Annotated in this window: 26 protein-coding genes; 4 read left to right on the top strand and 22 right to left on the bottom strand. The window is 65.2% G+C overall.

What is annotated here, in order from left to right; translation table 11 throughout:
• The first annotated feature begins 261 nt into the window (after positions 1–261).
• A complete protein-coding gene (locus RBA41_RS02695) occupies positions 262–645 on the top strand; it encodes a BlaI/MecI/CopY family transcriptional regulator (RefSeq protein ID WP_306620787.1) in 384 nt (127 codons plus the stop codon).
• Positions 642–1919, top strand: coding sequence for a M56 family metallopeptidase (locus tag RBA41_RS02690; RefSeq protein ID WP_306620785.1), 1278 nt, complete (start codon positions 642–644; stop codon positions 1917–1919). The genes RBA41_RS02695 and RBA41_RS02690 overlap by 4 nt, the downstream gene beginning before the upstream one ends.
• Here RBA41_RS02690 and RBA41_RS02685 read toward each other — a convergent pair.
• The 15 genes from RBA41_RS02685 to RBA41_RS02615 all read right to left on the bottom strand — a co-directional run bounded on the left by RBA41_RS02685 (position 1916) and on the right by RBA41_RS02615 (position 15831).
• Complete coding sequence (locus tag RBA41_RS02685; RefSeq protein WP_306620782.1) at positions 1916–2983, bottom strand: protein-glutamate methylesterase/protein-glutamine glutaminase; 1068 nt, start codon at positions 2981–2983, stop codon at positions 1916–1918. The two genes, RBA41_RS02690 and RBA41_RS02685, sit on opposite strands and share 4 nt — an antisense overlap.
• Entirely contained in the window at positions 2980–3459 is a 480-nt protein-coding gene (locus RBA41_RS02680; RefSeq protein WP_306620780.1) for a chemotaxis protein CheD, read from the bottom strand. The genes RBA41_RS02685 and RBA41_RS02680 overlap by 4 nt, the downstream gene beginning before the upstream one ends.
• Positions 3460–3463: 4 nt before the next feature.
• Positions 3464–4294: a CheR family methyltransferase gene (locus RBA41_RS02675; protein WP_306620778.1), complete on the bottom strand. Its 831-nt coding sequence runs from the start codon at positions 4292–4294 to the stop codon at positions 3464–3466.
• Between the two features lies 1 nt (position 4295).
• Positions 4296–4823, bottom strand: a complete 528-nt coding sequence (locus RBA41_RS02670; RefSeq protein ID WP_306620777.1) for a chemotaxis protein CheW — start codon at positions 4821–4823, stop codon at positions 4296–4298.
• A gap of 11 nt (positions 4824–4834) precedes the next feature.
• Complete coding sequence (locus tag RBA41_RS02665; RefSeq protein ID WP_306620775.1) at positions 4835–6511, bottom strand: methyl-accepting chemotaxis protein; 1677 nt, start codon at positions 6509–6511, stop codon at positions 4835–4837.
• A gap of 90 nt (positions 6512–6601) precedes the next feature.
• A complete protein-coding gene (locus tag RBA41_RS02660) occupies positions 6602–8713 on the bottom strand; it encodes a chemotaxis protein CheA (protein WP_306620773.1) in 2112 nt (703 codons plus the stop codon).
• An 11-nt stretch (positions 8714–8724) separates the two neighbouring features.
• A complete protein-coding gene (locus tag RBA41_RS02655; protein WP_306620771.1) occupies positions 8725–9027 on the bottom strand; it encodes an STAS domain-containing protein in 303 nt (100 codons plus the stop codon).
• Positions 9024–9392, bottom strand: coding sequence for a response regulator (locus tag RBA41_RS02650; RefSeq protein WP_306620769.1), 369 nt, complete (start codon positions 9390–9392; stop codon positions 9024–9026). The genes RBA41_RS02655 and RBA41_RS02650 overlap by 4 nt, the downstream gene beginning before the upstream one ends.
• 29 nt (positions 9393–9421) lie before the next feature.
• Entirely contained in the window at positions 9422–10573 is a 1152-nt protein-coding gene (locus RBA41_RS02645) for a methyl-accepting chemotaxis protein (protein ID WP_306620767.1), read from the bottom strand.
• A gap of 8 nt (positions 10574–10581) precedes the next feature.
• Positions 10582–11010, bottom strand: coding sequence for a response regulator (locus RBA41_RS02640; protein ID WP_306620765.1), 429 nt, complete (start codon positions 11008–11010; stop codon positions 10582–10584).
• 34 nt (positions 11011–11044) lie between these two features.
• Positions 11045–13186 carry an ATP-binding protein gene (locus tag RBA41_RS02635; RefSeq protein ID WP_306620763.1) on the bottom strand — a complete coding sequence of 714 codons (2142 nt, stop codon included), beginning with the start codon at positions 13184–13186 and terminating at the stop codon, positions 11045–11047.
• A gap of 10 nt (positions 13187–13196) precedes the next feature.
• Complete coding sequence (locus RBA41_RS02630; RefSeq protein WP_306620761.1) at positions 13197–13361, bottom strand: hypothetical protein; 165 nt, start codon at positions 13359–13361, stop codon at positions 13197–13199.
• A gap of 151 nt (positions 13362–13512) precedes the next feature.
• The gene (locus RBA41_RS02625) at positions 13513–14142 is read right to left on the bottom strand and encodes a response regulator (protein WP_306620759.1); all 630 of its coding nucleotides are present in this window, start codon (positions 14140–14142) and stop codon (positions 13513–13515) included.
• Positions 14143–14464: 322 nt separating this feature from the next.
• Positions 14465–15115, bottom strand: a complete 651-nt coding sequence (locus tag RBA41_RS02620) for a 3-oxoacid CoA-transferase subunit B (RefSeq protein ID WP_306620757.1) — start codon at positions 15113–15115, stop codon at positions 14465–14467.
• A 17-nt stretch (positions 15116–15132) separates the two neighbouring features.
• Positions 15133–15831 carry a CoA transferase subunit A gene (locus RBA41_RS02615; protein ID WP_306620755.1) on the bottom strand — a complete coding sequence of 233 codons (699 nt, stop codon included), beginning with the start codon at positions 15829–15831 and terminating at the stop codon, positions 15133–15135.
• 145 nt (positions 15832–15976) lie between these two features.
• On the opposite strand from RBA41_RS02615, the gene RBA41_RS02610 reads away from it, so the two are divergent.
• Entirely contained in the window at positions 15977–16537 is a 561-nt protein-coding gene (locus tag RBA41_RS02610; protein ID WP_099877955.1) for a PAS and helix-turn-helix domain-containing protein, read from the top strand.
• A 149-nt stretch (positions 16538–16686) separates the two neighbouring features.
• Positions 16687–17121 carry an Sbal_3080 family lipoprotein gene (locus RBA41_RS02605; protein ID WP_306620752.1) on the top strand — a complete coding sequence of 145 codons (435 nt, stop codon included), beginning with the start codon at positions 16687–16689 and terminating at the stop codon, positions 17119–17121.
• Between the two features lie 239 nt (positions 17122–17360).
• Here the strand turns inward: RBA41_RS02605 and RBA41_RS02600 are convergent, their stop codons facing one another.
• From RBA41_RS02600 to RBA41_RS02570, 7 genes are all read right to left on the bottom strand, one after another.
• On the bottom strand, positions 17361–17780 hold the full coding sequence (locus tag RBA41_RS02600; RefSeq protein WP_306620750.1) for a type II toxin-antitoxin system HicB family antitoxin: 420 nt from the start codon (positions 17778–17780) through the stop codon (positions 17361–17363).
• A 90-nt stretch (positions 17781–17870) separates the two neighbouring features.
• Positions 17871–18056 (bottom strand): type II toxin-antitoxin system HicA family toxin, encoded by a 186-nt coding sequence (locus tag RBA41_RS02595; protein WP_306620748.1) that lies wholly within the window; start codon positions 18054–18056, stop codon positions 17871–17873.
• Positions 18057–18449: 393 nt separating this feature from the next.
• Positions 18450–18902: an excinuclease ATPase subunit gene (locus RBA41_RS02590; protein ID WP_306620746.1), complete on the bottom strand. Its 453-nt coding sequence runs from the start codon at positions 18900–18902 to the stop codon at positions 18450–18452.
• Positions 18903–18920: 18 nt separating this feature from the next.
• The gene (locus tag RBA41_RS02585; protein WP_306620744.1) at positions 18921–20150 is read right to left on the bottom strand and encodes a beta-ketoacyl-ACP synthase; all 1230 of its coding nucleotides are present in this window, start codon (positions 20148–20150) and stop codon (positions 18921–18923) included.
• Positions 20147–20890, bottom strand: coding sequence for a 3-ketoacyl-ACP reductase FabG2 (locus tag RBA41_RS02580; RefSeq protein ID WP_306620742.1), 744 nt, complete (start codon positions 20888–20890; stop codon positions 20147–20149). Before RBA41_RS02580 ends, RBA41_RS02585 begins: the two co-directional genes overlap by 4 nt.
• Positions 20891–21367, bottom strand: coding sequence for a hotdog family protein (locus RBA41_RS02575; protein ID WP_306620740.1), 477 nt, complete (start codon positions 21365–21367; stop codon positions 20891–20893).
• Entirely contained in the window at positions 21364–22545 is a 1182-nt protein-coding gene (locus RBA41_RS02570) for a beta-ketoacyl-ACP synthase (protein WP_306620738.1), read from the bottom strand. Before RBA41_RS02570 ends, RBA41_RS02575 begins: the two co-directional genes overlap by 4 nt.
• Positions 22546–22548 lie beyond the last annotated feature (3 nt).

Here is a 22548-nt window from a genome sequence, read left to right as displayed (position 1 = left end):
GCGGCCAGGCTCCCCGCCCGGCGGGGAGCATTCACCAGCGGGATAACGCCTTAACGCAGCGCGATCAGGACGCGCGCCTCGCACCTGCGTAGCGCCGCCGGCGCCCATTCATCAGCACCCGCCAAGATAGACAATGATGTCTATTTTGATCCCGCATGCACAATTGATCGCCCCCTAGTCCAGGAAGCTCGGGGATATTTTGTTAGACATGAAAGTCTAGATGCGCTAACCTAGCGACTACCCTTACCTGAATGGCGCACCATGTCCAAACTCCCTGCCCCGCCCAAGCCGACAGCGGCCGAACTCGATCTGCTGCAAACCCTGTGGCCGCTCGGCGCGGCGACCGCCAAGCAAGTGCACCAGGCGATCCTCAAGGAGCGCCCCGACGTGACCTATGCGACAGTGCTGCGCCTGATGCAGATCATGCACACCAAGGGCTTGCTGATCCGCGACGAAAGCGAACGCTCGCACGTCTATGCGCCCGCGCAAGCCCAGGATTCGCTGCAAACGAACCTGCTCAAGGACCTGATCCAGAAAGCCTTCTCCGGCTCGGCCAAGGCACTGGTCATGGCGGCCCTGCGCAGCGGCATCAGCAAAAAAGAGCGCGAAGAGATCGAAAACATGCTCAAGGAAGAAGACAAATGACGGCGTCCCTCATCGACAGCATCGGCTGGACCCTGCTCCACTTTACCTGGCAAGGCTTGCTGATCGGCTGCACCAGCGGCGTCGTACTGGCCCTGATGCGCAACACCCGGCCCGAATACCGCTACCACGCGGCCTGCGCGGCGCTGCTGGCCTGCGTGCTGTGGCCCGCCGCCGAACTGACGCTGCGCCTGCAGGACGCAAGCGCCAGCGCGGCGCACCTGCGCTTTGCCGACCGGATGATGGCCGGCGCGGGCGCCGGTGAGGCCAGCCTCGCCGGCTGGCTGCAGGAGCAGTTGCTGTGGATCGTCGGCTTCTGGTCGGTGTGCGCCGCGCTGCTGGCGCTGCGCATGGCGGCCGGACTGGCCTGGGTACGCAACACCACCCAGGCACCGCTGGCCGGCGCCGAATGGCAGGCGCGCACCGGGCGCATGGCAACCGCCTTCGGCATCACGCGTGCGGTGCGCCTGCGCGTGGCCGAGAACCTGGACAGCCCGCTGACGATCGGCTGGCTGCGTCCCGTGGTGCTGGTGCCGGCCTCGCTGATGACCGGCATGCCGCCCGACCTGCTCGAAGCGCTGCTGGCGCACGAGATGGCGCACGTGCGGCGCTTCGACTACCTGGTCAACCTGGGCCAGAATGTGGTCGAGATCCTGCTGTTCTATCACCCCGCAGTGTGGTGGATTTCGGGCCGCATCCGCACCGAACGCGAACAGATCGCCGACGACCTGGCGGCACGCCACCTAGGCGAACCGCGCCGGCTGGCGCGCGCCTTGTCGGAACTGGAGCGCTTGCAGTTTTCCTCGCACCACCTGGCAATCGCGGCCAACGGCGCCGACCTGGTCACGCGCGTGCGGCGCCTGGTCAAACCCGACCGCCAGGCGCTCAACTGGAAGGCATCCTTGCCCGCATTGGGACTGGCTGCCGCCTGCTTAAGCCTTTACGCGCACGCCGCCAACGACCGGGCGGCCGTGACGCCCGCGCTGGCCAAGGTTGCGCCATTCGTCGACTTTGCCAGCTGTGCCAAGCCAATCTGGCCGGCAGCGTCGTTCAAGGCCGAACACACCGGCACGGTCACACTGGCCTTCAAGATTGGCGACACCGGACGTGTCACCGCCTCGCGCATCGCCGCCTCGAGCGGACATGTGCTGCTCGACGACGCGGCGCGCACGGGGATCATGAAGTGCCGGTTCAAGCCTGGCACGGAGAACGGCAAGCCGGTGGCGGCCTGGATGAACATGAAGTATGTGTGGATGCTCAAGGACGGCAACGACTAAACCGCCGTGATCGCGCGCGCGATCGCGTCCAGTGCCACCGTGTGCTGCACGCCGCCGCGCTTGACCGCTTCCTTGGGCATGCCGTACACCACGCAGCTCGCCTCGTCCTGCGCGATCGTGCGCGCGCCGGCGGTGCGCATTTCCAGCAGGCCGGCGGCGCCATCGTCGCCCATGCCGGTCATGATGATCCCGGTCGCATTCGGCCCCGCGCACTTGGCCACCGAGCGAAACAGCACATCGACCGACGGCCGGTGACGGTTCACCAGCGGCCCGTCCACCACATCGACCACGTACTGCGCCCCGCTGCGCCGCATCAGCATATGCTTGCCGCCCGGTGCGATCAGGGCCTGCCCCGGCAGCACGCGCATATTGTGGGCGGCCTCCACCACCGCGATGCGGCACACGCTGTTCAAGCGCTCCGCAAAGGCCGCCGTGAATTTTTCCGGCATGTGCTGCACCACCACGATGCCCGGCGCGGTGCGCGGCAGCGCCGCCAGCACCACTTCCAGCGCCTGGGTGCCGCCGGTCGAGGTGCCGATGGCCACCACCCGCTCGGTGGTCTGGATCAGGGTGCCCGCCGCCAGCGGCGCGATCACCGCGTCGGCATTCAGTTTGGCCACCGGCTGCAGCGGCGGCGGCCGGCGGCCGGCCAGCACCGCCACGTTGGCGCGCGCCGCGCTGAGCACCGCGCTGGTCAGGTCGTCCGAGGCGGCGCTCAGGAACGACTTCAGGCCCAGCTTGGGCTTCTGGATGATTGCCACCGCGCCGGCCGCGAGCGCATCGATCGTCACGCGCGCCCCCGCCTCGGTCAGGGTCGAGCAGATGATCACCGGCGTGGGGCGTTCGGTCATGATCTTGCGCAGGAAGGTCAGGCCATCCATCTTCGGCATTTCCAGGTCCAGCACGATCACGTCCGGCCACTGGCGGCGCATGTATTCGATGGCCAGCAGCGGGTCGGCCGCCGCGCCCATGACCTCGATGCGCGGATCGGCCCCCAGCACGCCGGCCACCACCTGGCGCACCACCGCCGAATCGTCGACGATCAGTACCTTGATGCGGTTCATTTATCCACTTTCTCGAATTGGCGCGACCAGACATCGCCGCTGGCGATATCGAACACGATCTGGCGGTGCCCAACGCCATATAGACAGGCCGACAGCACCGGAATTGCATACCCGGCCAGCAGCGCGCGCGCTTCCTCCCCGTTTTGCATGCCGATGGCGGGACGCTGCAGGCGGCGGCCGGGGAACATGTTCCCGCCCCCGAATACCTTGGCCTGGCACTCGGCCGCCGCCACGCCCTGCTCGCGCAAGCCGGCCAGCATCAGGTCGAGCGCGTCGTTGCCGTAGCGGGCGTCGGGCCGGTCGCCCTTGCTGCGGCCCGGCAGCAGGAAATGCGACATCGCCCCGATGCGCGAGGCCGGGTGCCACAGGGTGATCGAGACGCACGACCCGAGCAGGGTACGCAGGCGAAACTGCGCATCGCCGACGAAAAATTCACCCGGCTGCAGGAAGATATCGATCACGCCGGGGTCAAGCATGCATTCACACCCTCACGTAGATCGACGGCGCCAGCGACCGGACCATCGCCCCGGTGTCGCTGAGCGACTCGGCGTGGCCGATCACCAGGCAGCCGTGCGGCTTGAGCAAGGCGGCGATGCGCTCGACCACCTGGCGCTTGGTGTCGCCATTAAAGTAGATCATCACATTGCGCAAAAAGACCATGTCGAACTGGCCCAGTTGCGGCAGCGCGGTGTTCAGGTTGATCTGGCCGAACTGCACGCGCCGGCGCAGCGCCGCTTCGACCAGCATCGTACCTTCCTGCGCATCCTGGCCTTTGAGGCAGTATTTGCGCAGCAAAGCCTGCGGAATATGGCGCGCCCGCTCCATCGGATAGTGTCCGATGCGGGCCTTGTGCAGCACCTTGGTGCAGATGTCCGAGCCCATGATTTCCCACGGCCGCTCGCCCAGGCAATCGGCCAGCACCATGGCGATGCTGTAGCATTCCTCGCCGCTGGAACAGGCCGCACTCCATACGCGGAACGACTCGCCGCGCGGACGCTGGGCCAGCGCGCGCTCGCGCAGCAGGTCGAAGTGCTTCGCCTCGCGAAAGAAGTACGTTTCGTTGGTGGTCAGCAGATCGATCGCTTCCTGCACTTCGTCCTTGCAGGCGCCGCTGTCGAGCAGGCGGAAATACTCGCCGTAGCTGGCCACGCCGCAGTGCGCCAGGCGCTTGGCCAGGCGCCCGCTGACCAGCGCCTTTTTCGCGTCCGACAGGGTGATCCCGGCGGCGTCGTAGATAAAGCGCTGGAACTGGACGAATTCGGCCTGGCTGATGCCGGGCCGCGCTGCGTGCGGGGAATGAGTAGCCGCCATCTTATTGGTCGGCCGCGGTCAGTGCCGGTTCGCCAGTCACCAGGCCGGCGAAGACCTGGCCGATTTCGAGCAGGATCACGAAACGGCCGTTGATCTTGCCCATGCCGGCGATGTAGTCGTTGCGGATCTGGGCGCCAAAGGCCGGCGGCGGCTCGATGTCGCTGGCGGCGACCTCCAGTACCGCGTTGACGGCGTCGACCACCACGCCGATCACCTGGCGCTCGCCGCCATCCTCGATTTCGACGATGATGATGCAGGTGCGCTTGGTGACCGGCGTGGAGGGCCGGCCGAAGCGCACCGACAGGTCCATCACCGTCACGACCGAGCCGCGCAGGTTGATCACCCCGCGGATGCAGTCCGACATCATCGGCACATCGGTCAGGCTGGTGTACTCGATAATCTCTTTCACCCCCAGGATGCCGATGGCGAAGGTCTCGCCGCCGAGCGTGAAGGTCAGATACTGGGTCGGCGCCGGCGCCGCTGGCGGTGCCGCGGCCGCGCGGGCGCGGCTCTGGATCAGATGGTTCATGTTTTCCCCGCTCAGAACTTGGTGAAATCTGCTTCGTCGGGCGCACCGGCGGCCGCCGGCGCCAGGGTCAGGCCGGACGCGAAGCGGGTCGGCGCCGGCTTGGCTGCTGCGGCGCGCCGTGCTGGCGCGGCCGGCTTGGCCGGCTTGCTGCGCGCGGGGCCGGCCGCATCGCGCGACAGGCGGAAAAAGCTCATGGTCTGCTGCAGCTGCTCGGCCTGGCCGCTCAGTTCTTCGGCGGTGGCGGCCAGTTCTTCCGAACTCGATGCATTCTGCTGGGTCGCCATGCTCAGTTGACCGATGGCCGAATTGATCTGGCTCACGCCGGTCGACTGCTCTTCGGAAGCGGCCGTGATTTCCTGCACCAGGTCGGACGTCTTCTTGATGTTCGGGACCATTTCGTCGAGGAGTTTACCGGCGCGCTGCGCCAGTTCCACGCTGCTGCTGGCCACGCTGCTGATTTCCTGCGCCGCCACCTGGCTGCGCTCGGCCAGCTTGCGCACTTCGGCCGCCACCACCGCGAAGCCCTTGCCGTGTTCACCGGCGCGCGCCGCCTCGATCGCCGCGTTCAGCGCCAGCAGGTTGGTCTGGTAAGCGATATCGTCGATGATGCCGATCTTCTGGGCGATCTGGTTCATCGCGCCGGCGGTCGCCTTGACCGCTTCGCCGCCTTCGACCGCGCCTTCGGCGGAGCGCGACGCCATGCCGTCGGTGACCTTGGCGTTTTCGGTGTTCTGGCTGATCGACGCCGTCATCTGCTCGATCGAGGCGCTGGTTTCTTCCACCCCGGCGGCCTGCTCGCTGGCCGATTGCGACAGCGCCTGCGCCGTGGCGCTCACTTCCTCGGAGGCGCTGGCCACCGCTTCGGCCGAACTGTTCGCTTCCGTGACGATGCGCACCAGGCTCTCGTTCATGTTCTTCATGGCGCGCAGCAGCTTGCCGGTTTCGTCGGTGGTGGTGACTTCGATCTGGCTGGTCAGGTCGCCGCTGGCCACCGTTTCGGCCAGCGCCACCGCCACGTTGATCGGCCGGGTGATCGAACGTGTAATCAGGAAGGAGAACAGCAGGCCGGCCAAGGTGGCGGCAATCCCAAGTCCCATCAGTTCGGTGCGCGCGCTTTCATAGCTCTTGCGCGCGTCCATCATGGCTTCGTCGCTGCGCTTCTGTTCCAGGTCGATCAGAGCGCTCACTTCGGCAATCCATTTCGCTTGCAGCGGACGCACCTCCCTCATCAGCGTCTTGATGACTTCCTCCGGCTTGTTTGCCAGCCCCAGAGTGGCGGCCTTGGACATTACCGGCAGGATGGCCGCTTCAGCCTCCTTGATGCGCCCCATGAACGCCTTTTCTTCAGCCGTGGTTTCCTTGATGTCGGCGAACATCTTGTTCAGCTTCGTTTCGGCCTCATGGTATTTATCCTGCTGACGCTTGATGCGCTCGACCTCCGGCTCCATCTCCGCCGCGTCGCTGAGCAAAGCGATATTGCGCAGCGCGATCATGCGGTCGGTGATCGTCACCCGCATCGCCGTGGCCAATGCCATCTCGACGTTGTTGACCTCGACGATGTTTTCCAGGCTGTGCTGCACGCCCCCCAAGCGGGTTATCGCCATGAACACGCTGGCGATCAAGAGGGCCAGCACCAGGCCGAATCCGGCCGCCAGGCGTACGCCGATGTTCAAATTTCCGAATTTCATAATCTCACTCCTTTATAGGTGAATCTGGGTACAACACGCTGCATTCTGTTTGCTGTTTTTGCTGTTTTTGCTGTTCGCGGACCTCGTGCTTCAACTCATGGCAACCTCGGTGCTGGGCACGGCGCCCGCCATGGCCGCCGCCGGCGCCGCGCGCAGCAGGGCCGGCACGTCGAGAATGAGCGCCACTTCCCCGCTGCCCAGAATGCTCGATCCGCTGATGCAGTCGAGCTTCTGGAACAGTTTGCCGAGCGGCTTGATCACCGTCTGCGATTCGCCCAGCAGCGTGTCGACCACCAGGCCGACGCGCTGGCCGGCATACTTGACCACCACCACGCTCTGGCGCGGACCGGGAACGCCGGCCACCGCGAACAGCTGGCGCAGGCGCAGCAGCGGCAAGATCTGGCCGCGCAGGTCGGCGAAATCGTGCCCCGGCTCGGCGCGCAGTTCGACGCATTCGTCGACCATGTCGAGCGGGATGACGAACACCGAGCGCCCCACCCCGACCTGGAAGCCATTGATGATGGCCAGCGTCAGCGGCAGCCGCACGGTGACCGTGGTGCCCACGCCTTCGATGCTGTCGATGCCGACCGTGCCGCGCAGGGCCGTGATGTTGCGCTTGACGACATCCATGCCGACCCCGCGCCCGGACAGGTTGGTGACCTTTTCGGCGGTGGAAAAACCCGGCTCGAATACCAGCGCGAATACTTCAGGGTCGGACAGGACCCTGCCCGGCTCGACCAGCCCGCGTTCGAGCGCCTTGGCCAGGATGCGTTCGCGGTTCAGCCCTCCGCCGTCGTCGGCCACCTCGATCACGATTGTGCCCGAGTCGTGGTAGGCATGCAGGGCGATGGCGCCGGCGGCCGCCTTGCCGCGCGCGGCGCGTACTTCGGCCGCTTCGATGCCGTGGTCCATCGCGTTCCTCACCAGATGGGTGAGCGGGTCGCCGATTTTCTCGACCACGGTTTTATCGAGTTCGGTGTCTTCGCCGCTCACGTGCAGGGCGATGTCCTTGCCCAGTTCGCGCGCCACGTCGTGCACAACGCGCTGGAAGCGGTTGAAGGTGGCGCCGATTTTCACCATGCGCAGTTGCAGGGCGCTGTTGCGTACCTCCTCCACCAGCGCCGACAGGGTCGAGCTGCATTCCTGGAACTGCACGTTGCGCGCGCGCCGCGCGATCAGGTTGGCGCTGGCGGTGGTGATAATCAGTTCGCCCACCAGGTTGATCAGGCGATCGAGCTTGTCGGCGTCGACCCGGATGCTGCTGCCGTCCAGGCCCCGGGCGTCGCGCGCCTTGCCCTGGCGCGCCAGGGCCGCTTCGACCACCGGCGCGCTGGCCGCACCCTGGGCGATCAGGATCTCGCCGATCGGGCGGTTGCCGTCGCCGCTGGCTTGCTGGTGCAAGGCGCTGGCCAGTTCGGCGCGCGTCACGCTGCCGGTGCGCACCAGGGTGTCGCCCAGGCGCTCGGGCGTATCCGGGCTGGACTCGATCTGGCGGATCGCGTCCGACATGGTGCTCTCGGGCGGCGTGATGGCGATGTGGCAGTCTTCGCGCACGAAATCGAACACGCCTTCGATGTCGGCCTTGCTGGCGCTGCTGCGCAGCGCGATCTCGAAGCCGAGGTAGCAGCATTCGGGGTCCATCTCGGCCAAGGGCGGCAAGGTATCGGCCAGGGTCGCGATGCGTTCGATGGTGCCCAGCGTGCCCAGGTAGCGCAAAAAGGACATCGGGTCCATGCCGTTGCACAGCACCGATGGACCGAAGCGCAGCGAGATGCTCCAGGTATCGCTGGCCGGCGCCGGTGGGGCGGACGGTTCCAGGTAAACCTGCAGGCGCGCCAGCAGCGGCTCGCCGGCCTCGGTCAGCGCCAGGTCTTCGGCCAGGCCGTCGCTCTGCACGGTGGCCAGCAGATGGCCGAGATGGTCGCGGCAGGCCAGCAGCAGCGCCACCAGTTCCGGGTCGAGCGGGCAGTCGCCGGTGCGCACCACATCGAGCACGCTTTCGGCCACGTGAGTAAAGGCGACGACGTGATCGAGTCCGAACAGCCCGGCCGATCCCTTGATGGTGTGGGCGGCGCGGAAGATCGCGTTGACCGCCTCGCTGTCGGCTTCACCATCGCCGATGTTCAGGAGCGCCGCTTCCATGTCCTGCAGCAGTTCGCCGCTTTCGGCGATGAAGGTGACCAGCGCGTCGTCCAGTGTCATAGGGCCTCGCGTCAGTTGGCGGTGAAGGTGGAAGGGACGCCCTGCGGGTCGAGCCCGAGCAGCGCGAAGGCTTCCTGCACGGCGGCGCTGTGGCCGGCCAGGAGCAGGGCCGCACCCTGGGTCCCCGCGTGGCGCGCTGCCGCCAGCAGCAGCTGCACGCCGGCGCTGTCGAGTTCACAGACGTCGGCCAGGTCGAGCGTCAGGTCGGTGCGCGCCTGCAGCGCGTCGAGCAGGGTCTGTTTCACCTGGGCCGCGCTGTAGATGGTCAGCTCCGGCTCCAGCCGCAGCACCCGCGCTTGAACCGCGCCGCTCATGGCAGGATCAGCTTTTGCACGGCGTTGAGCAGCACGTCCGGCTTGAACGGCTTGACCACCCAGGCCTTGGCGCCGGCAGCCTGGCCTTCGCGCTTCTTTTCCTCGGCCGATTCGGTGGTGAGCATGATGATCGGCGTAAAGCGGTAATTGGGCAGCAGCTTGACCTGCTTGACGAAGCTGATGCCGTCCATGTTGGGCATGTTGACGTCGCTGATGATCAGGTGCACCTTGCGCCCGTCGAGCCGGGTCAGCGCATCCTTGCCGTCGCAGCCTTCGACCACTTCGTAGCCGGCGCCGCGCAGGGTGATGCCGATCACCTGCCGCACCGAACTCGAATCGTCGACGATCATGATTGTCTTTGCCATGGTTCCCTCTTGTCTTATCGTTTGTGAAATCAGAAAAACGTCACTTCATCCTCGGCGTTCGCCCCGGCGTTCGCCTCGGCGGCCGCCGGCGCGCTGTGCGCGTGGTGTTCCTCGGCCATCGTGTAGCGCGTGCCCAGGTCGGCCAGCCAGTCCTGCGCCGGCGGCAGCGGCGCGCCCTCGCCCACCGCCTGCTGCATGCGCAGCATGTCGGCGCTGACCACGTCGAGAATCTGGCGGATGCGGTCCTGGAACTGCAGCGCCACCAGCAGCTCGGCGACGTCGCCGCGCAGGGCGCCGCCGTGGGTTTTCATCGATTCGGTCGACGAGGCCAGTTCGCGCACGTGCGAGAGCACGTCTTCCATCACGTGGCCCGACGAAACCATCGCTTCGCGGTCGCTTTCGTCGGCGCGTCCCGCCACTTCCAGCGTGGTGCGCATGGTGTTGGAGGCCAGGTTCATGCGCTCGGTGATGCGCTTGCCGATGTCGGACGAGGACGACGACAGGCGCCGCACCTCGGCCGCGATCACGGCGAAGCCGCGTCCCGCGGTGCCGGCGCGCGCCGCTTCGATCGAGGCGTTGATCGCCAGCAGATTGGTCTGCGCCGCGATCAGGCTCACTTCGGTCGACAGCTCCTTCAGTTCGGCGATGGTGTCCGACAGCGAGCGCACGTGGCCGAGCAGGCCGGCCTTGCTGTCGATGACGCTCTGGAGCACGGCGATCACCGGCCCCAGTTCGCGCTGGCACAAGGTCAGCAGGCTGATGGCCGAATCGGCGCCATCGTCCGGTCCATGCGCGCCCTGGAAGCCGGCCGCGTCGAAGCGCGCCAGGATCGAGGAAAACGAGGTAATCAGCTGGCCGATGGCTTGCTCGGACTGGCTGCGCACCGAGGCCACGTGGTGCTCCCACACCGGCAGCACGTCGCCGAGCAGCGCGGCCATCTGCGCGCCGTCCTGGCCGGGCGCGGCGGCGACATCCACCACAACGGCGTCCGGCGCCGGCTCGCGCACGGCGCCCCAGGCGCAGGCAGCGGCCACGCCGGCCAGCGCGGCGGCTTTCAGCCAGACGCTCTCGCCGGCCAGCGGCAAGGCGGCGCAGGTGCACGCCAGCAGCGCGGGCAGGTAGCGCCAGGCCAGCAGGCGGCGCGCCGGCGACACGGAAAAATCGAGGGTCGAGGTATGCATCGTCGCTCCTACAGGCGCGTGACCTTGGCCAGCAGGTCCGACAGCGCAGCCTTGGACACCGGCTTGGTCATCACGCCGAGCACGTGGAGGTGGTGGAAACGCGCCATCAGCGCGGCCGAATTGAGGGTGCGCGCATCCATCCCCGACAGCAGCACCACCGCGCCCTTGTAGCCGCTGGCGGCCATCGCTTCCATCACCTGGAAGCCATCCTTGCCGGGCATGTGGATATCGCAGATGACCACGTCGGGCATGCCGCGCGCGCCGCCGATGGCGGCCACGCCGCGCTCGCCATCGGTGGCCTGCGACACGCGCCCGACGCCCAGTTTATCGAGCATGCTGCCCAGCAGTTCGAGCATGAAAGGGTCGTCGTCGACCAGCAGCACGTGCAGCGATGCCAGCGGAGGGGACAGCTTGGTCGGGGTGGAAGTGGCAGTCATGGTTTGTGCTCGTTTTTGGTTGAAGGTGATTGCGTCAGTGCGGCGCGGTACTTGGTTCGCCCAGCGCCAGGTGGCTGTCGGCCAGCTGGCGCCGCAGCGCGTCCAGCATGGCCGGCAGCTGCCCGACCAGCGCCGTGGCGTCGTCCATGCCCGATAGCTGTTCGAGCGCCTGGCAGGCGTCCGCCAGGCGCATGGCGCCGACCGCGCGCGCCGACGACTTGAGGCGGTGCCCGAGCGTCTTGAGGTCGGCCTGGGCGCCGGCCTGCAGCGCCGCCTGCAGCTCGGCCACGGTGCTGGCGGCGTTGTCGAGGAAGATGCGCAGCAGGCGGCTCATGGTGTCCGGGTCGTTGTCGACCAGGGCGGCGAGCACGCTGAGCGACATCGTTTCGCCCGATTCGGCCGGCGTGGCCGCACCCTCGCCTTCGCCTTCGCCTTCGCCTTCGCCCTCGCCCTCGCCCTCGCAGCCATCGGCTCCGGCCCGCGTCGCCGGCCGGGCGTCGCGGCCATCGATCCAGTGCGCCACGGTGCGGTAAAACAGGCCCGCTTCGATCGGCTTGACCAGGAAGTCGTCCATGCCGGCCGCCAGGCAGTCCTCGCGGTTGCTGTTGAAGGCATTCGCGGTCATGGCGATGATCGGCAGGTTGTTCAGGCGCGCGTCGGCGCGGATATGGCGTGCCGCGCTCTGGCCGTCCATCACCGGCATCTGCACGTCCATCAGCACGCAGTCGAAGTCGCCGCCGGCCAGCGCCACCAGTGCTTCGGCGCCGTTGCCGGCCAGCGCCATGGTGGCGCCGGCGCGTTCGACCAGGATACGGGTCAGTTCCTGGTTGAGGGGATTGTCCTCGGCCAGCAGCAGGCGCTTGCCTGCCAGGCGCGCCATGGTGCGCTCGACCGGTTCGTAGCGGCCCGCCTGCTCGCGGCTGCGCGGCAGTTCCGGCATCGGCGTCGGCGCCGGGGCGGCCAGGCGTACCTCGAACCAGAACAGGCTGCCCACGCCGCGCGCGCTGGTCACGCCCACCGTCCCATCCATCATGTCGGCCAGCTGGCGGCAGATGGCCAGGCCCAGGCCCGTGCCGCCGTACTTGCGGGTGGTCGAGCTGTCGGCCTGGTGGAAAGGCTGGAACAGATTCTGCTGCTCTTCGTGCGAGAGGCCGATGCCGCTGTCGCGCACCTCGATCCGCACGCGCATGCGTTCGCGCTCGGTGCCCATCAGGCAGGCGTCGATACTGATGTCGCCGCGGTCGCTGAACTTGATCGCGTTGCCGATGTAGTTGCCGAGGATTTGCGCGATGCGCAGGGCGTCGCCGAGCGCTTTCTCGGGCACGTTGTCTTCGATCCGCACCTTGAGCGCGAGGCCCTTCTCGCGCGCCATGACGGCAAAGCCGGCTGCCGTTTCGGCGATCACGCTTTTCAGGTTCAGCGGCAGCTGCTCGATCTGCAGCTTGCCCGCTTCCATCTTGCAGAAGTCGAGAATTTCGCTGACGATGGAGAGCACCTGCTGGCCCGACTGGCCGATCTTGTCGATGTAATTGCGCTGGCGCGCGTCGGGCGCGCCTTCCAGCGCCAGCGCCGCCATGCCCAGTATGCAGTTGAGCGGCGTGCGGATTTCATGGCTCATATTGGCCAGGAAGTCGTTCTTGGCCTGGACCGCCGCCTCGGCGTGGGCCAGCGCATCGGCCAGCAGGCTGGTACGCTCCTCGACCTGCTGTTCGAGCGTGACGGCGGCCTGCTCGGCCAGGCGCTTGGCCTGCAGCAGCTCGCGCTCGTAGCGGCGCCGCTCGCTGGCGTTGAAGACCGACATCTGGATCAGCAGCGGGCGCTCGTCGGCGTCGCGTTTGAGCACGGAGTTGACCAGTACCGGAATCAGGGCGCCATCCTTGCCGCGCAGGTTGATCGCAATTTCGTTGACGAAACCCTGCATCATCAGCAGCGGCGCGTGGTGGGTGTCGAAGAAGATGCGCGCGCCGGCGCCGATCAGGTCCTGGAAGCGGGTGCGTCCGACGATGTCGTCGCGCTGGTAGCCGGTCCAGTCGAGCAGGGTCTGGTTGATCTTGCCGATCCAGCCATCCACCGACAGGCACACGAAGCCGACCGGGCCGTGCTCGTACTGCTCGGCGGCACCGAGGTCCATCAGGGCCAGCAGCGAAGGCGCAATCGGGGCGGCAGTCTGGTTCATCGACATGTCCTCAGCGCGGATCATCACGGATCGCCGCCACGGTTTCCCGTGCTGCACTCGGATTCGGGCATTGAGCGCGCGCGGCCGGCGCCGCGATCGCATCGTCGTGGGCCAACAGCATGGCTTGCTGCCCCAGCCAATCGACACGAACCTTGTTTTTTCTCAAAGCAGACATCCCGCCCCCGAACGATACTGCGTAGATCTACGCCTCGGGATCAAGTATTGCTGGCGGGTAAAAAACTGGCTAGCGTGGATTTGTGTGATCGGCTGTCGGGGCTTTGTCCGGAGCCGCTGTAGTGGATCCCCTACACGGTGTCGGGGCGATGTCAGCCCAGCAAGCCGTGGTCCAGGCCGTAACGGGTCAGTTCGGCATTGCTCTTCATGCCCATCTTGTCGAGCACGCGCGAGCGGTAGGTGGTGACCGTGCTCGGGCTCAGGTGCAGGGCCGCGGCGATGCCGACCAGGCTTTCGCCGGAGGCGATCATGCGGAAGATTTCCAGTTCGCGGTCGGTGAGCGCTTCGTGCAGCACCCCGCCCGGCCCGCCGCCGAGCATGCCGGCCAGCTTTTGCAGCAGCGCCGGGCTCACGTACTTGCCGCCGCCCGCCGCCTTGCGTACCGCTTCGATCAGGGTGGCGCTGCTGCAGGTCTTGGTCAGGTAGCCGGCCGCGCCCAGCTTGAGGGCGCGCAGCGCGTAGACATCTTCTGCGTACATGCTGACGATCAGCACCGCCAGGCCAGGCTGCTGCTCGCGCAACTGCTTGAGCAATTCCAGGCCGTTCTTGTCGGGCAGGCTGATGTCGAGCAGGGCCACATCGAAAGTTTGCGTGCGCGCCAGCGTCAGGGCCGCCGCCGCGGTATCGGCCTCGCCGACGACCTCCAGGTCATCGGCGCCGGCGAGCATGAGGCGAATGCCATGGCGCGCCACGGTGTGGTCGTCGACCAGAACGACGCGCACGGGCCTGGTCATTGGCTGCACAGGGCAAACAGCCGCACGCGGCACTGCCCGGCCGGGCTGCAGACGCACGGCTGCGCCCGCAAGACAGGACGAGGCAGGTAGCAATGCCGCATGATGGAAAGGTAAGTAATGTGATCTCCAGCGCAAAGCGTCATGTTAACCAGTATTCACATTCCCGGCCCGACGCAAACTTAAGGAAAAGGAAACAAAACCTTTAAGGCAATTCTACGATCAATCCGTCCATACACACGAAAAAAAAGCACCGGTGTTCAAGCCGGTGCTGTTTCGTTTGGCGAGACTTGCGCCGCGCGGGCGCGGTATGCTAGAGCCCGCTGACGTCCAGTTCGGCGCCGGTGGCGGCCACTACTTGTTCCTTGTTCACGCCCGGTGCCAGTTCAACCAGCTTCAGGCCGGCCGGGGTGACTTCGATTACGCCGAGGTCGGTGATGATCAGGTCGACCACGCCCACGCCCGTCAGCGGCAGATCGCACTTGGGCAAGATCTTGTGCGAGGTCGAGCCATCCTTGGCCGTGGCGACGTGTTCCATCACCACCACCACGCGCTTGACGCCGGCCACCAGGTCCATCGCGCCGCCCATGCCCTTGACCATTTTGCCCGGAATCATCCAGTTGGCCAGGTCGCCCTGGGCCGAAACTTGCATCGCGCCAAGAATCGCCAGGTTGATCTTGCCGCCACGGATCATGCCGAAGGAATCGGCCGAGCTGAAGTAGGCTGCGCCGGGCAGCGCCGTCACGGTCTGCTTGCCGGCGTTGATCAGGTCGGCATCGACTTCATTGTCCGTCGGAAACGGACCGATGCCGAGCAAGCCGTTTTCCGACTGCAGGAACACTTCCATGTCGGCCGGAACGTAGTTCGCCACCAGGGTCGGCAAACCGATGCCCAGGTTCACGTAAAAACCATCCTGCAATTCTTTTGCCGCGCGCGCGGCCATTTCATCACGAGTCCATGCCATCTTCTTCTCCTGTGGTCTTAGTTGGTGCGCACGGTGCGCTGTTCGATGCGCTTTTCCGGCGTGGCGTTGACGACGATGCGGTGCACGAAAATGCTCGGCGTGTGCACCTGGTCGGGATCGATCTCGCCCACTTCCACCAGTTTCTCGACTTCGACGATGGTGATCTTGCCGGCCATCGCCACGTTCGGGTTGAAGTTGCGCGCGGTCTTGCGGTACACCAGGTTGCCGGCGCGGTCGGCCATGTAGGCTTTGACCAGCGACACGTCCGCTACCAGACTGCGCTCCATTACGTATTGTTCTCCGTCAAACTCGCGCACTTCCTTACCCTCGGCCACGATGGTGCCCACGCCGGTCTTGGTAAAGAAGGCGGGAATGCCCGAGCCGCCGGCGCGCAGCTTCTCGGCCAGCGTGCCCTGCGGCGTGAATTCGAGTTCGAGTTCGCCGGCCAGGTACTGGCGCGCGAACTCCTTGTTTTCGCCCACGTAGGACGAAATCATCTTCTTGATCTGGCGCGTGGTGAGCAGCTGGCCGAGGCCGAAGTCGTCCACGCCGGCATTGTTGGAGATCACCGTCAGGTTGGTGACAGCCGACTTGCGCAAGGCCAGGATCAGCGCTTCCGGTATGCCGCACAGGCCGAAACCGCCGACTGCGATGGTCTGGCCATCGCTCACGATGCCGGCCAGCGCCGATGCCGCGTCAGGATAAACTTTGTTCATTCCCTGTCCCTTTTTATAGTTAAGCTAAATTCGTCCATACTGCACTGCACAGTGGATTCTCAGCATAAAATACGCGGGCTAAAAGCACAATACCGTAGAACTACCGGTTGTTTCCCAACGTTTCCGAATCACTGCACACCATCCAATGACCGCATCATACGCCATCGATTACGAAACGATTTTTCGCCACGCGCCGGTCGGCATGTGCATTTCGGTCGACCGCGTGATCCAGGCCTGCAACGATGCGCTCAGTTCGATGTTCGGCTACGGCCACGGCGAACTCGATGGCAAGTCCTTCCAGGTGCTGTATCCGACCATGGATGAATTCCTGCGTACGGGCGACCGCATCATTCCGGTGATGAACGCGCGCGGCGTCTATTCCGACGAGCGCATCATGCGCCGCGCCGGGGGCGAGCTGTTCTGGTGCCACGTGAGCGGGCGCGCCCTCGATGCGCGCGAGCCGCTCGGCGCGGGCGTGTGGACGTTCGAGGATGTCAGCGAAAAGCGGCCCGTCACGGCCGAACTGACCCCGCGCGAGCGCGAGATCGCGGCCCTGCTGGTCGAAGGCAAGACCAGCAAGGTGATCGCCCGCGAAACCGACCTCAGTCCGCGCACGGTGGAAATGCATAGAGCCAAGCTGATGCGCAAGTTTTCGGCGTCGACCTCGTCCGAGCTGGTGCACAAGCTGGTCGGCGTCAGCCGCTAGTCTTTTCGATCTTCATGGATTGCCCGCAGGACGCCTCGCGGGCAGCGTGGCACGAACACCACCTGGAAAGCGGCCAACGCAATTAATGTGTCTACCCGGCAATGCAATGGTATAGTTCAGACTCTCTAAAATTTCCGCGAAGAAATCATATGATCTCCAGACTGGCCTGCATCTCCGTCGCCCTGCTCGCTCTTTCCGGCTGCGCGATTCACCAAAACGTCAAGCCGGTCGAGCGTTTCGACAGCAAAGTGGTGTGCATTGTCGACAATCCCTCCGTCAGGGCGACCTTCTTCGACGCCTACGAGCGCGCGTTGACCAACAAGGGATATGAAGTGAAGAAGCTGGCCTCGGGTGCCTCGCTGGTGGAGTGCCCGCTCACCTCGACCTATACCGCGACCTGGCGCTGGGACCTGGCCATGTACATGGCGTATGCCGACATCGTGGTTTACAAGAACGCCAAACCGGCCGGCAAGGCGACCTACGATGCCTCCAGGGGTGGTGGCAACATGGGCAAATTCATCGGCGCAGAGAAGAAAATCACGGAGCTGGTCGACCAGCTGTTCCCGCGCCTGGCCGGATCGTGATGGACAGCGCGGCCCTTGATCGGGACCGCGCTCGGGATGTGCAAGCGCGATAGCGGGCACACTCCCGCGTGGCCGTCCGGGGACCGGCCCAGGGTTAGCGCCGGGTCCGCACCGGGCGGTGATGAGCGCATCCCGTGAAGAGCCTGGGGAAAATCAGAGAAGCCGCTCTAAAAGGCGGCTTTTTGCATTGCTGATAGTTGAAAAAACAGAATTCCGCATATTGATGCTGACATCAACTATCAGACAAGCGAAACCGTCAGAGTTTTACCGAGTGCCTTGGCGGCCTGCTCAACAAATTCGATCTTGGATGAGTGTTTAAGATCAAAAAGACGGTCGACTTGCGGCATATGCACGTTCAGCAGGCGTGCCAAATCGGCTTTGCGTATTTTCTTTTCAATCATCTCGTTCCAGAGCAAGACCTTTGCAGATTCAAGCGCAGGCAATGCCACCACACGTTGGCCAGGTTCAGGTTTGGATGGCGCGGGCACAGCACGGCGCTCATCGAAATAAATCTCGAGCGCTGTTTCAAGCGCATCGATGGCGTTGCCTAGCGCCTCCTCTTCGTTGTCGCCAACGGAATTAGCCTCAGGAAAATCGGGGAACCCGACCAGAAATGACCCGTTGTCGTCTGGGGTAAGGGTGATTGGATAATTCAGCATGATCTGCCTCTTTCTCGGTTTCGTCGTCTTCGTCGTTTTCAGGTTGTCGGGATTCCGGGATTTCCGTATTCAGGCCCATGTCGGACTCTCTCACTTCAATCCGAGGTCTTTCTGAATTTTCTCCACTAGGCCCGTCCCTATCTCTTTTGCTCCATGGTCCGGGAAGACAGTCGATTTTCCATTAAGAGATACCTTACTATGGCTTCCCTTGCCTGGGGTGATCTGGGCACCCTGTTTAAGCAGCCACCGCCGGAACTCGCTGTACTTCACTTCCATCTCCCCGTGTTAGTGATAGGATCATACAACAAATATGTTGTGATTCTCCATGAAAGCAACATATATGTTGTTTTTATCGCTCGTACTCGCGTAGCTGCAGCGGCGCCTGAGCGGCGCCAAGGTTCACTGCCACATATCATGGAACGTGAACAAGCCGAGCCGTGATAACGCCCGATTCCCATCATTCTGATTTTCTTGATGTCATGCAAAGTGAGGCCGTTGAAAAGTGGAAAGCACTTCAACAGTTTTTTGCGGATTGTGCCGCCCCAATAGACCAGCTGAGAGGCGCGGAAAGGACAATCACGGAGCTGGTCGACCAGCGGTACCCTAGCGTGGCCGGGTCGTGACGGAAAGCGCGGCCCGCGATCGGGCCGCGCTTGAGGGCTTGACGGCTTACTTCTTGCCGTCGGCCAGGCGCACGAAGTCGCCTTTCAGGGCGACGCCGCCGACGATATTACCGACGTGGCACTCAAAGTCGGTCTCGCTCGAATACGTGACGTTCTTGTAGTTGCTGGTGATATTGATGACCGCATTCGCGCCGACTTCCTGGGCGCGCTTCTGCAGTGCCAGCATGGCCGACAGGAAGGCCCAATGGCACACTGCCGTGTCGGTCTTGCTGAAGGCGTTGGTCTTCTGGCTGGTCTGGTCGGAGCCGCGCTTTTCCAGTACCTTCGGCGTCTTCTGCGCACCATAATAGAATGCGATCGAGTCGCCCAGGCGTTCCTTGGCACCGTTGTCTGCCAGTGCACCGGCGAACGGCAACACCACTTTCTTGTCGGCCGCGTGGGCCGGAACTGCGCTACCGATAACTGCCAGAACTGCCATCGTCGAGAGGATTTTTTTCATTCGTGTATATCTCCAGGTTTAGCCATACTTCTTAAAAATCAGCGACGTGTTAATGCCGCCGAACGCAAAATTGTTGGTCATGATGTAGTCGGTGTCGATTCGCCGGCCCTCGGTGTGGATGTAGTCGAGCGGCGCGCAGCGCGGGTCGACCTGTTCCAGGTTGATGGTCGGCGCAAACCAGCCTTCGCGCATCATCTCGATGCTGATCCACGCTTCCAGCGCGCCGCACGCGCCCAGGGTGTGGCCCATGTAGCTTTTCAGTGAACTGATCGGCACGCGCGCGCCGAACATCGCGGCCGTGGCCTGCGTTTCGGCGATGTCGCCCTGCTCCGTGGCGGTGCCGTGCGCATTCACATAGCCGATGGCTTCGGGCGCCAGCCCGGCGTCGGCCAGGGCCAGTTCCATCGCAATCTTCATCGTCGCCGCATTCGGCTGCGTGACGTGGCAGCCGTCGCTGTTGGTGCCGAAACCGACCAGCTCGGCGTGGATGGTGGCGCCGCGCGCCAGCGCGTGCTCGAGCTCTTCGAGGATCAGGCAACCGGCGCCCTCGCCGATCACCAGGCCGTCGCGCGCGCTGTCGAAGGGCCGCGGCGTGACGGCCGGCGTGTCGTTGCGCGTGCTGGTGGCGAACAGGGTGTCGAACACCGCCGCTTCGGTCGCGCACAGTTCCTCGGCGCCGCCCGCCACCATGGCGGTCTGCTGGCCGTTGCGGATCGCTTCGTACGCGTAGCCGATGCCCTGGCTGCCCGAGGTGCAGGCCGACGACGTCGTGATCACGCGCCCGGTCAGGCCGAAGAACACGCCGATGTTCACCGGCGCGGTGTGCGCCATCATCTTGATGTAGGTGGTGGCGTTGATGCCGCGCGTGCTGCGCTCTTCCATCATGCGGCCAAAGTCGCCGATCGCGCTCGGCGTGCCGGCCGAGGAACCGAAGGACACGCCCATGCGCCCGCTCTTGAGCAGCGGATGCTCCAGCAGGCCGGCATGGGCCAGCGCCATTTCGCTGGCGCGCGTGGCCATCAGCGCCACCCGTCCCATGCTGCGCATCGCCTTGCGGTGAAAGCGCTCGCCCAGCTCGAAGGGCGCGGCCGGCGCGCCCAGTTTGGTGTTCAGGCCTTCGTAATCGGCCCACTCCTGCATCGGCACGATGGCGTTGCGGTACTCGCCCAGGCGCGTGCGGATCGCGGCCCAGTCGTTGCCCAGGGGGCTGATGCCGGCCATGCCGGTGACGACGACGCGGTGCTTCATACCATGCCTCCGTTGACAGAAATAACCTGACGCGTGATGTACGAAGCATCGGCGCCGATCAGGAAGCTGACCGCGGCGGCCACTTCCTCGGGTTTGCCGACCCGCTTGGCCGGAATCATCTTGAGCGCTTCTTCCATCGGCACGTCGCTGATCATGTCGGTTTCGATCAGGCCCGGCGCGACGCAATTGACGGTGATGGCGCGCTTGGCCAGCTCGATCGCCAGCGCCTTGGTGGCGCCGATGATGCCGGCCTTGGCGGCGCTGTAATTGACCTGCCCGCGATTGCCCGCCAGCCCGGAGACCGAAGCCATGGTGACGATGCGTCCGGCCTTGCGGCGCTGGACCATCGGCATCACGAGGGGATTGAGCACGTTATAAAAACCGTCGAGATTGGTCTTGAGGACGATATCCCAGTCCTCGCCGCTCATTGCCGGAAACGCATTGTCGCGCGCCACGCCGGCGTTGCACACCACGCCGTAATAGCAGCCATGCTGCTCGATGTCGGCCAGCAGGGCCGCGGCCGCGACGTCGCGCTCGCCGATGTCGAACTGCAGCACGCGCGCGCGGCGGCCCATCGCCTCGATTTCGCGCGCGACCGCGTCCGCCTCGGCGCGCTGGCTGCGGCAATGAACGACGATATCGTAGCCGTCGCGCGCCAGGCGCAGCGCAACCGCCTTGCCGATGCCGCGCGACGAACCCGTCACCAATACTGTCTCGTTGATACTGCTCTGGCTACTCATTTAAAAACTCCGCTGCAAAAATTCGTTAACGTTATCGGGCTGGAAGACCGTGATGGTGGCATTGGCCAGATTGGCCGCGCTGGCGCCATCGTCGATGCGGCAGTCGAACGCGCCCAGGCCGTTCTCGCCCTGCAGCACGTGCTGCACGTGCACGTGCAGCACGCTGCCCAGCGCGAACAGGGGCACGCTGGTCTGGTAGCGCCGCGCGCCGAGCAGAAAGCCCACGCGCACCGCGTCGCCGCGCAGGCGCGCCAAAAATCCGGCGTGGGCGGCGATCGCCTGCGCCATGTACTCGATGCCGACCCAGGAACCGACGCCCGCCTCTACTCCTGTTGCGTCGAAAAACACGCTGTGCTGGCCGATCGTCACTTCCGCGCACAGGGTGCTGGTGCCGGCCGTGAGCACGCGGTCGAGAAACACCATCTCGCCTTCATGCGGGACCAGCGCGCGGATATCGGGGTAGCTGTCACTGTTCATCGGGTCCGTCCCAACACCAGGGTGGCGTTCGAGCCGCCGAACGCAAACGAGTTACTCAACGCCCAGTCGAGCGGGCGCCCGAGGCGCGCACCCGGTGCGGCCACGTTCAGCGCCGGCAGCGCCGGATCGGGCACGCCATCCCACAGGTGCGGGGGCAGCAGCCCTTGCGGATTATCGTCCTGCATGGCCAGCCAGATCAGCGCCGCCTCCAGCGCCGCCGCCGCGCCCAGCGCGTGGCCGGTAAAGCCCTTGGTCGAGCTGACCGGCACCGCTGGCCCGAACAGGTCGTGCACCACGCGCGACTCCATCGCATCGTTCTGGATGGTCGCCGTGCCGTGCAGGTTGATATAGTCTATCTGCGCCGCGTCAATACCGGCGCGCGCGAGCGCTTCGGTAATCGCCAGGCGTGCGCCGCTGCCGGCCGGATCGGGCGCCGACATGTGGTGCCCGTCGGACGCCTCGCCCCAGCCGCACAGGGCGACCGCGGCCGGCTCGCGCGTCATCAGGAACAGTGCCGCGCCCTCGCCGATGTTGATGCCCTCGCGGTTGGCGCTCAATGGATTGCAGCGCGCCGCGCTGACCGATTCGAGTGCCGAAAACCCCGCAACCGTAAATCCGCACAGGGTGTCCACGCCACCAGTGATGACGGCGTCGCACAGGCCCATGCGAATCAGGCGCGCGGCGCTGGCCAGGGCCTTGGCGCCGGATGCGCAAGCGCTCGAATGGGCGTAGGCCGGGCCGGTGACCTTCAATTCATGGGCCAGCATGGCGGCGGGCGAACCCATCTCCTGCTGCGCGTAATGAAAATCGTCCGGCAGCGGCGCACCCGTGAAGTGTGCCTGCAGGGCCGCTTCGGTTTCGGCGATGCCCGAGGTGCTGGTGCCGATCACGATGCCGATCCGGTTGGACCCGTAGCGCAGCACGGCCGCGTCGACCGCGGCGCGAATCTGCGCCAGCGCGGCCAGGGCCAGCCGGTTGTTTCGGCTGCGCTGGCCGAGCGGCAGCGCCGCATCGTCGGGCAGCGCGGTGAGCACGCGCCCAAGGGGCAGCACGCGGCCGGGCGACCAGGCGTCGGTCGGCGCGATGCCGCTCTGGCCGGCGAACAGGGCGCGTTTGACTTGTTCGTGCGAGTCGCCCAGCGCGCAGACGATCCCGCATTCGTTTAGATACAGCTTCATATT

The organism is Massilia scottii (assembly GCF_030846495.1).
Lineage (GTDB): Bacteria > Pseudomonadota > Gammaproteobacteria > Burkholderiales > Burkholderiaceae_D > Telluria_A > Telluria_A violaceinigra.
Note: the sequence above shows the minus strand (reverse complement) of the source record. Positions and strands in the feature narration are given on the sequence as shown.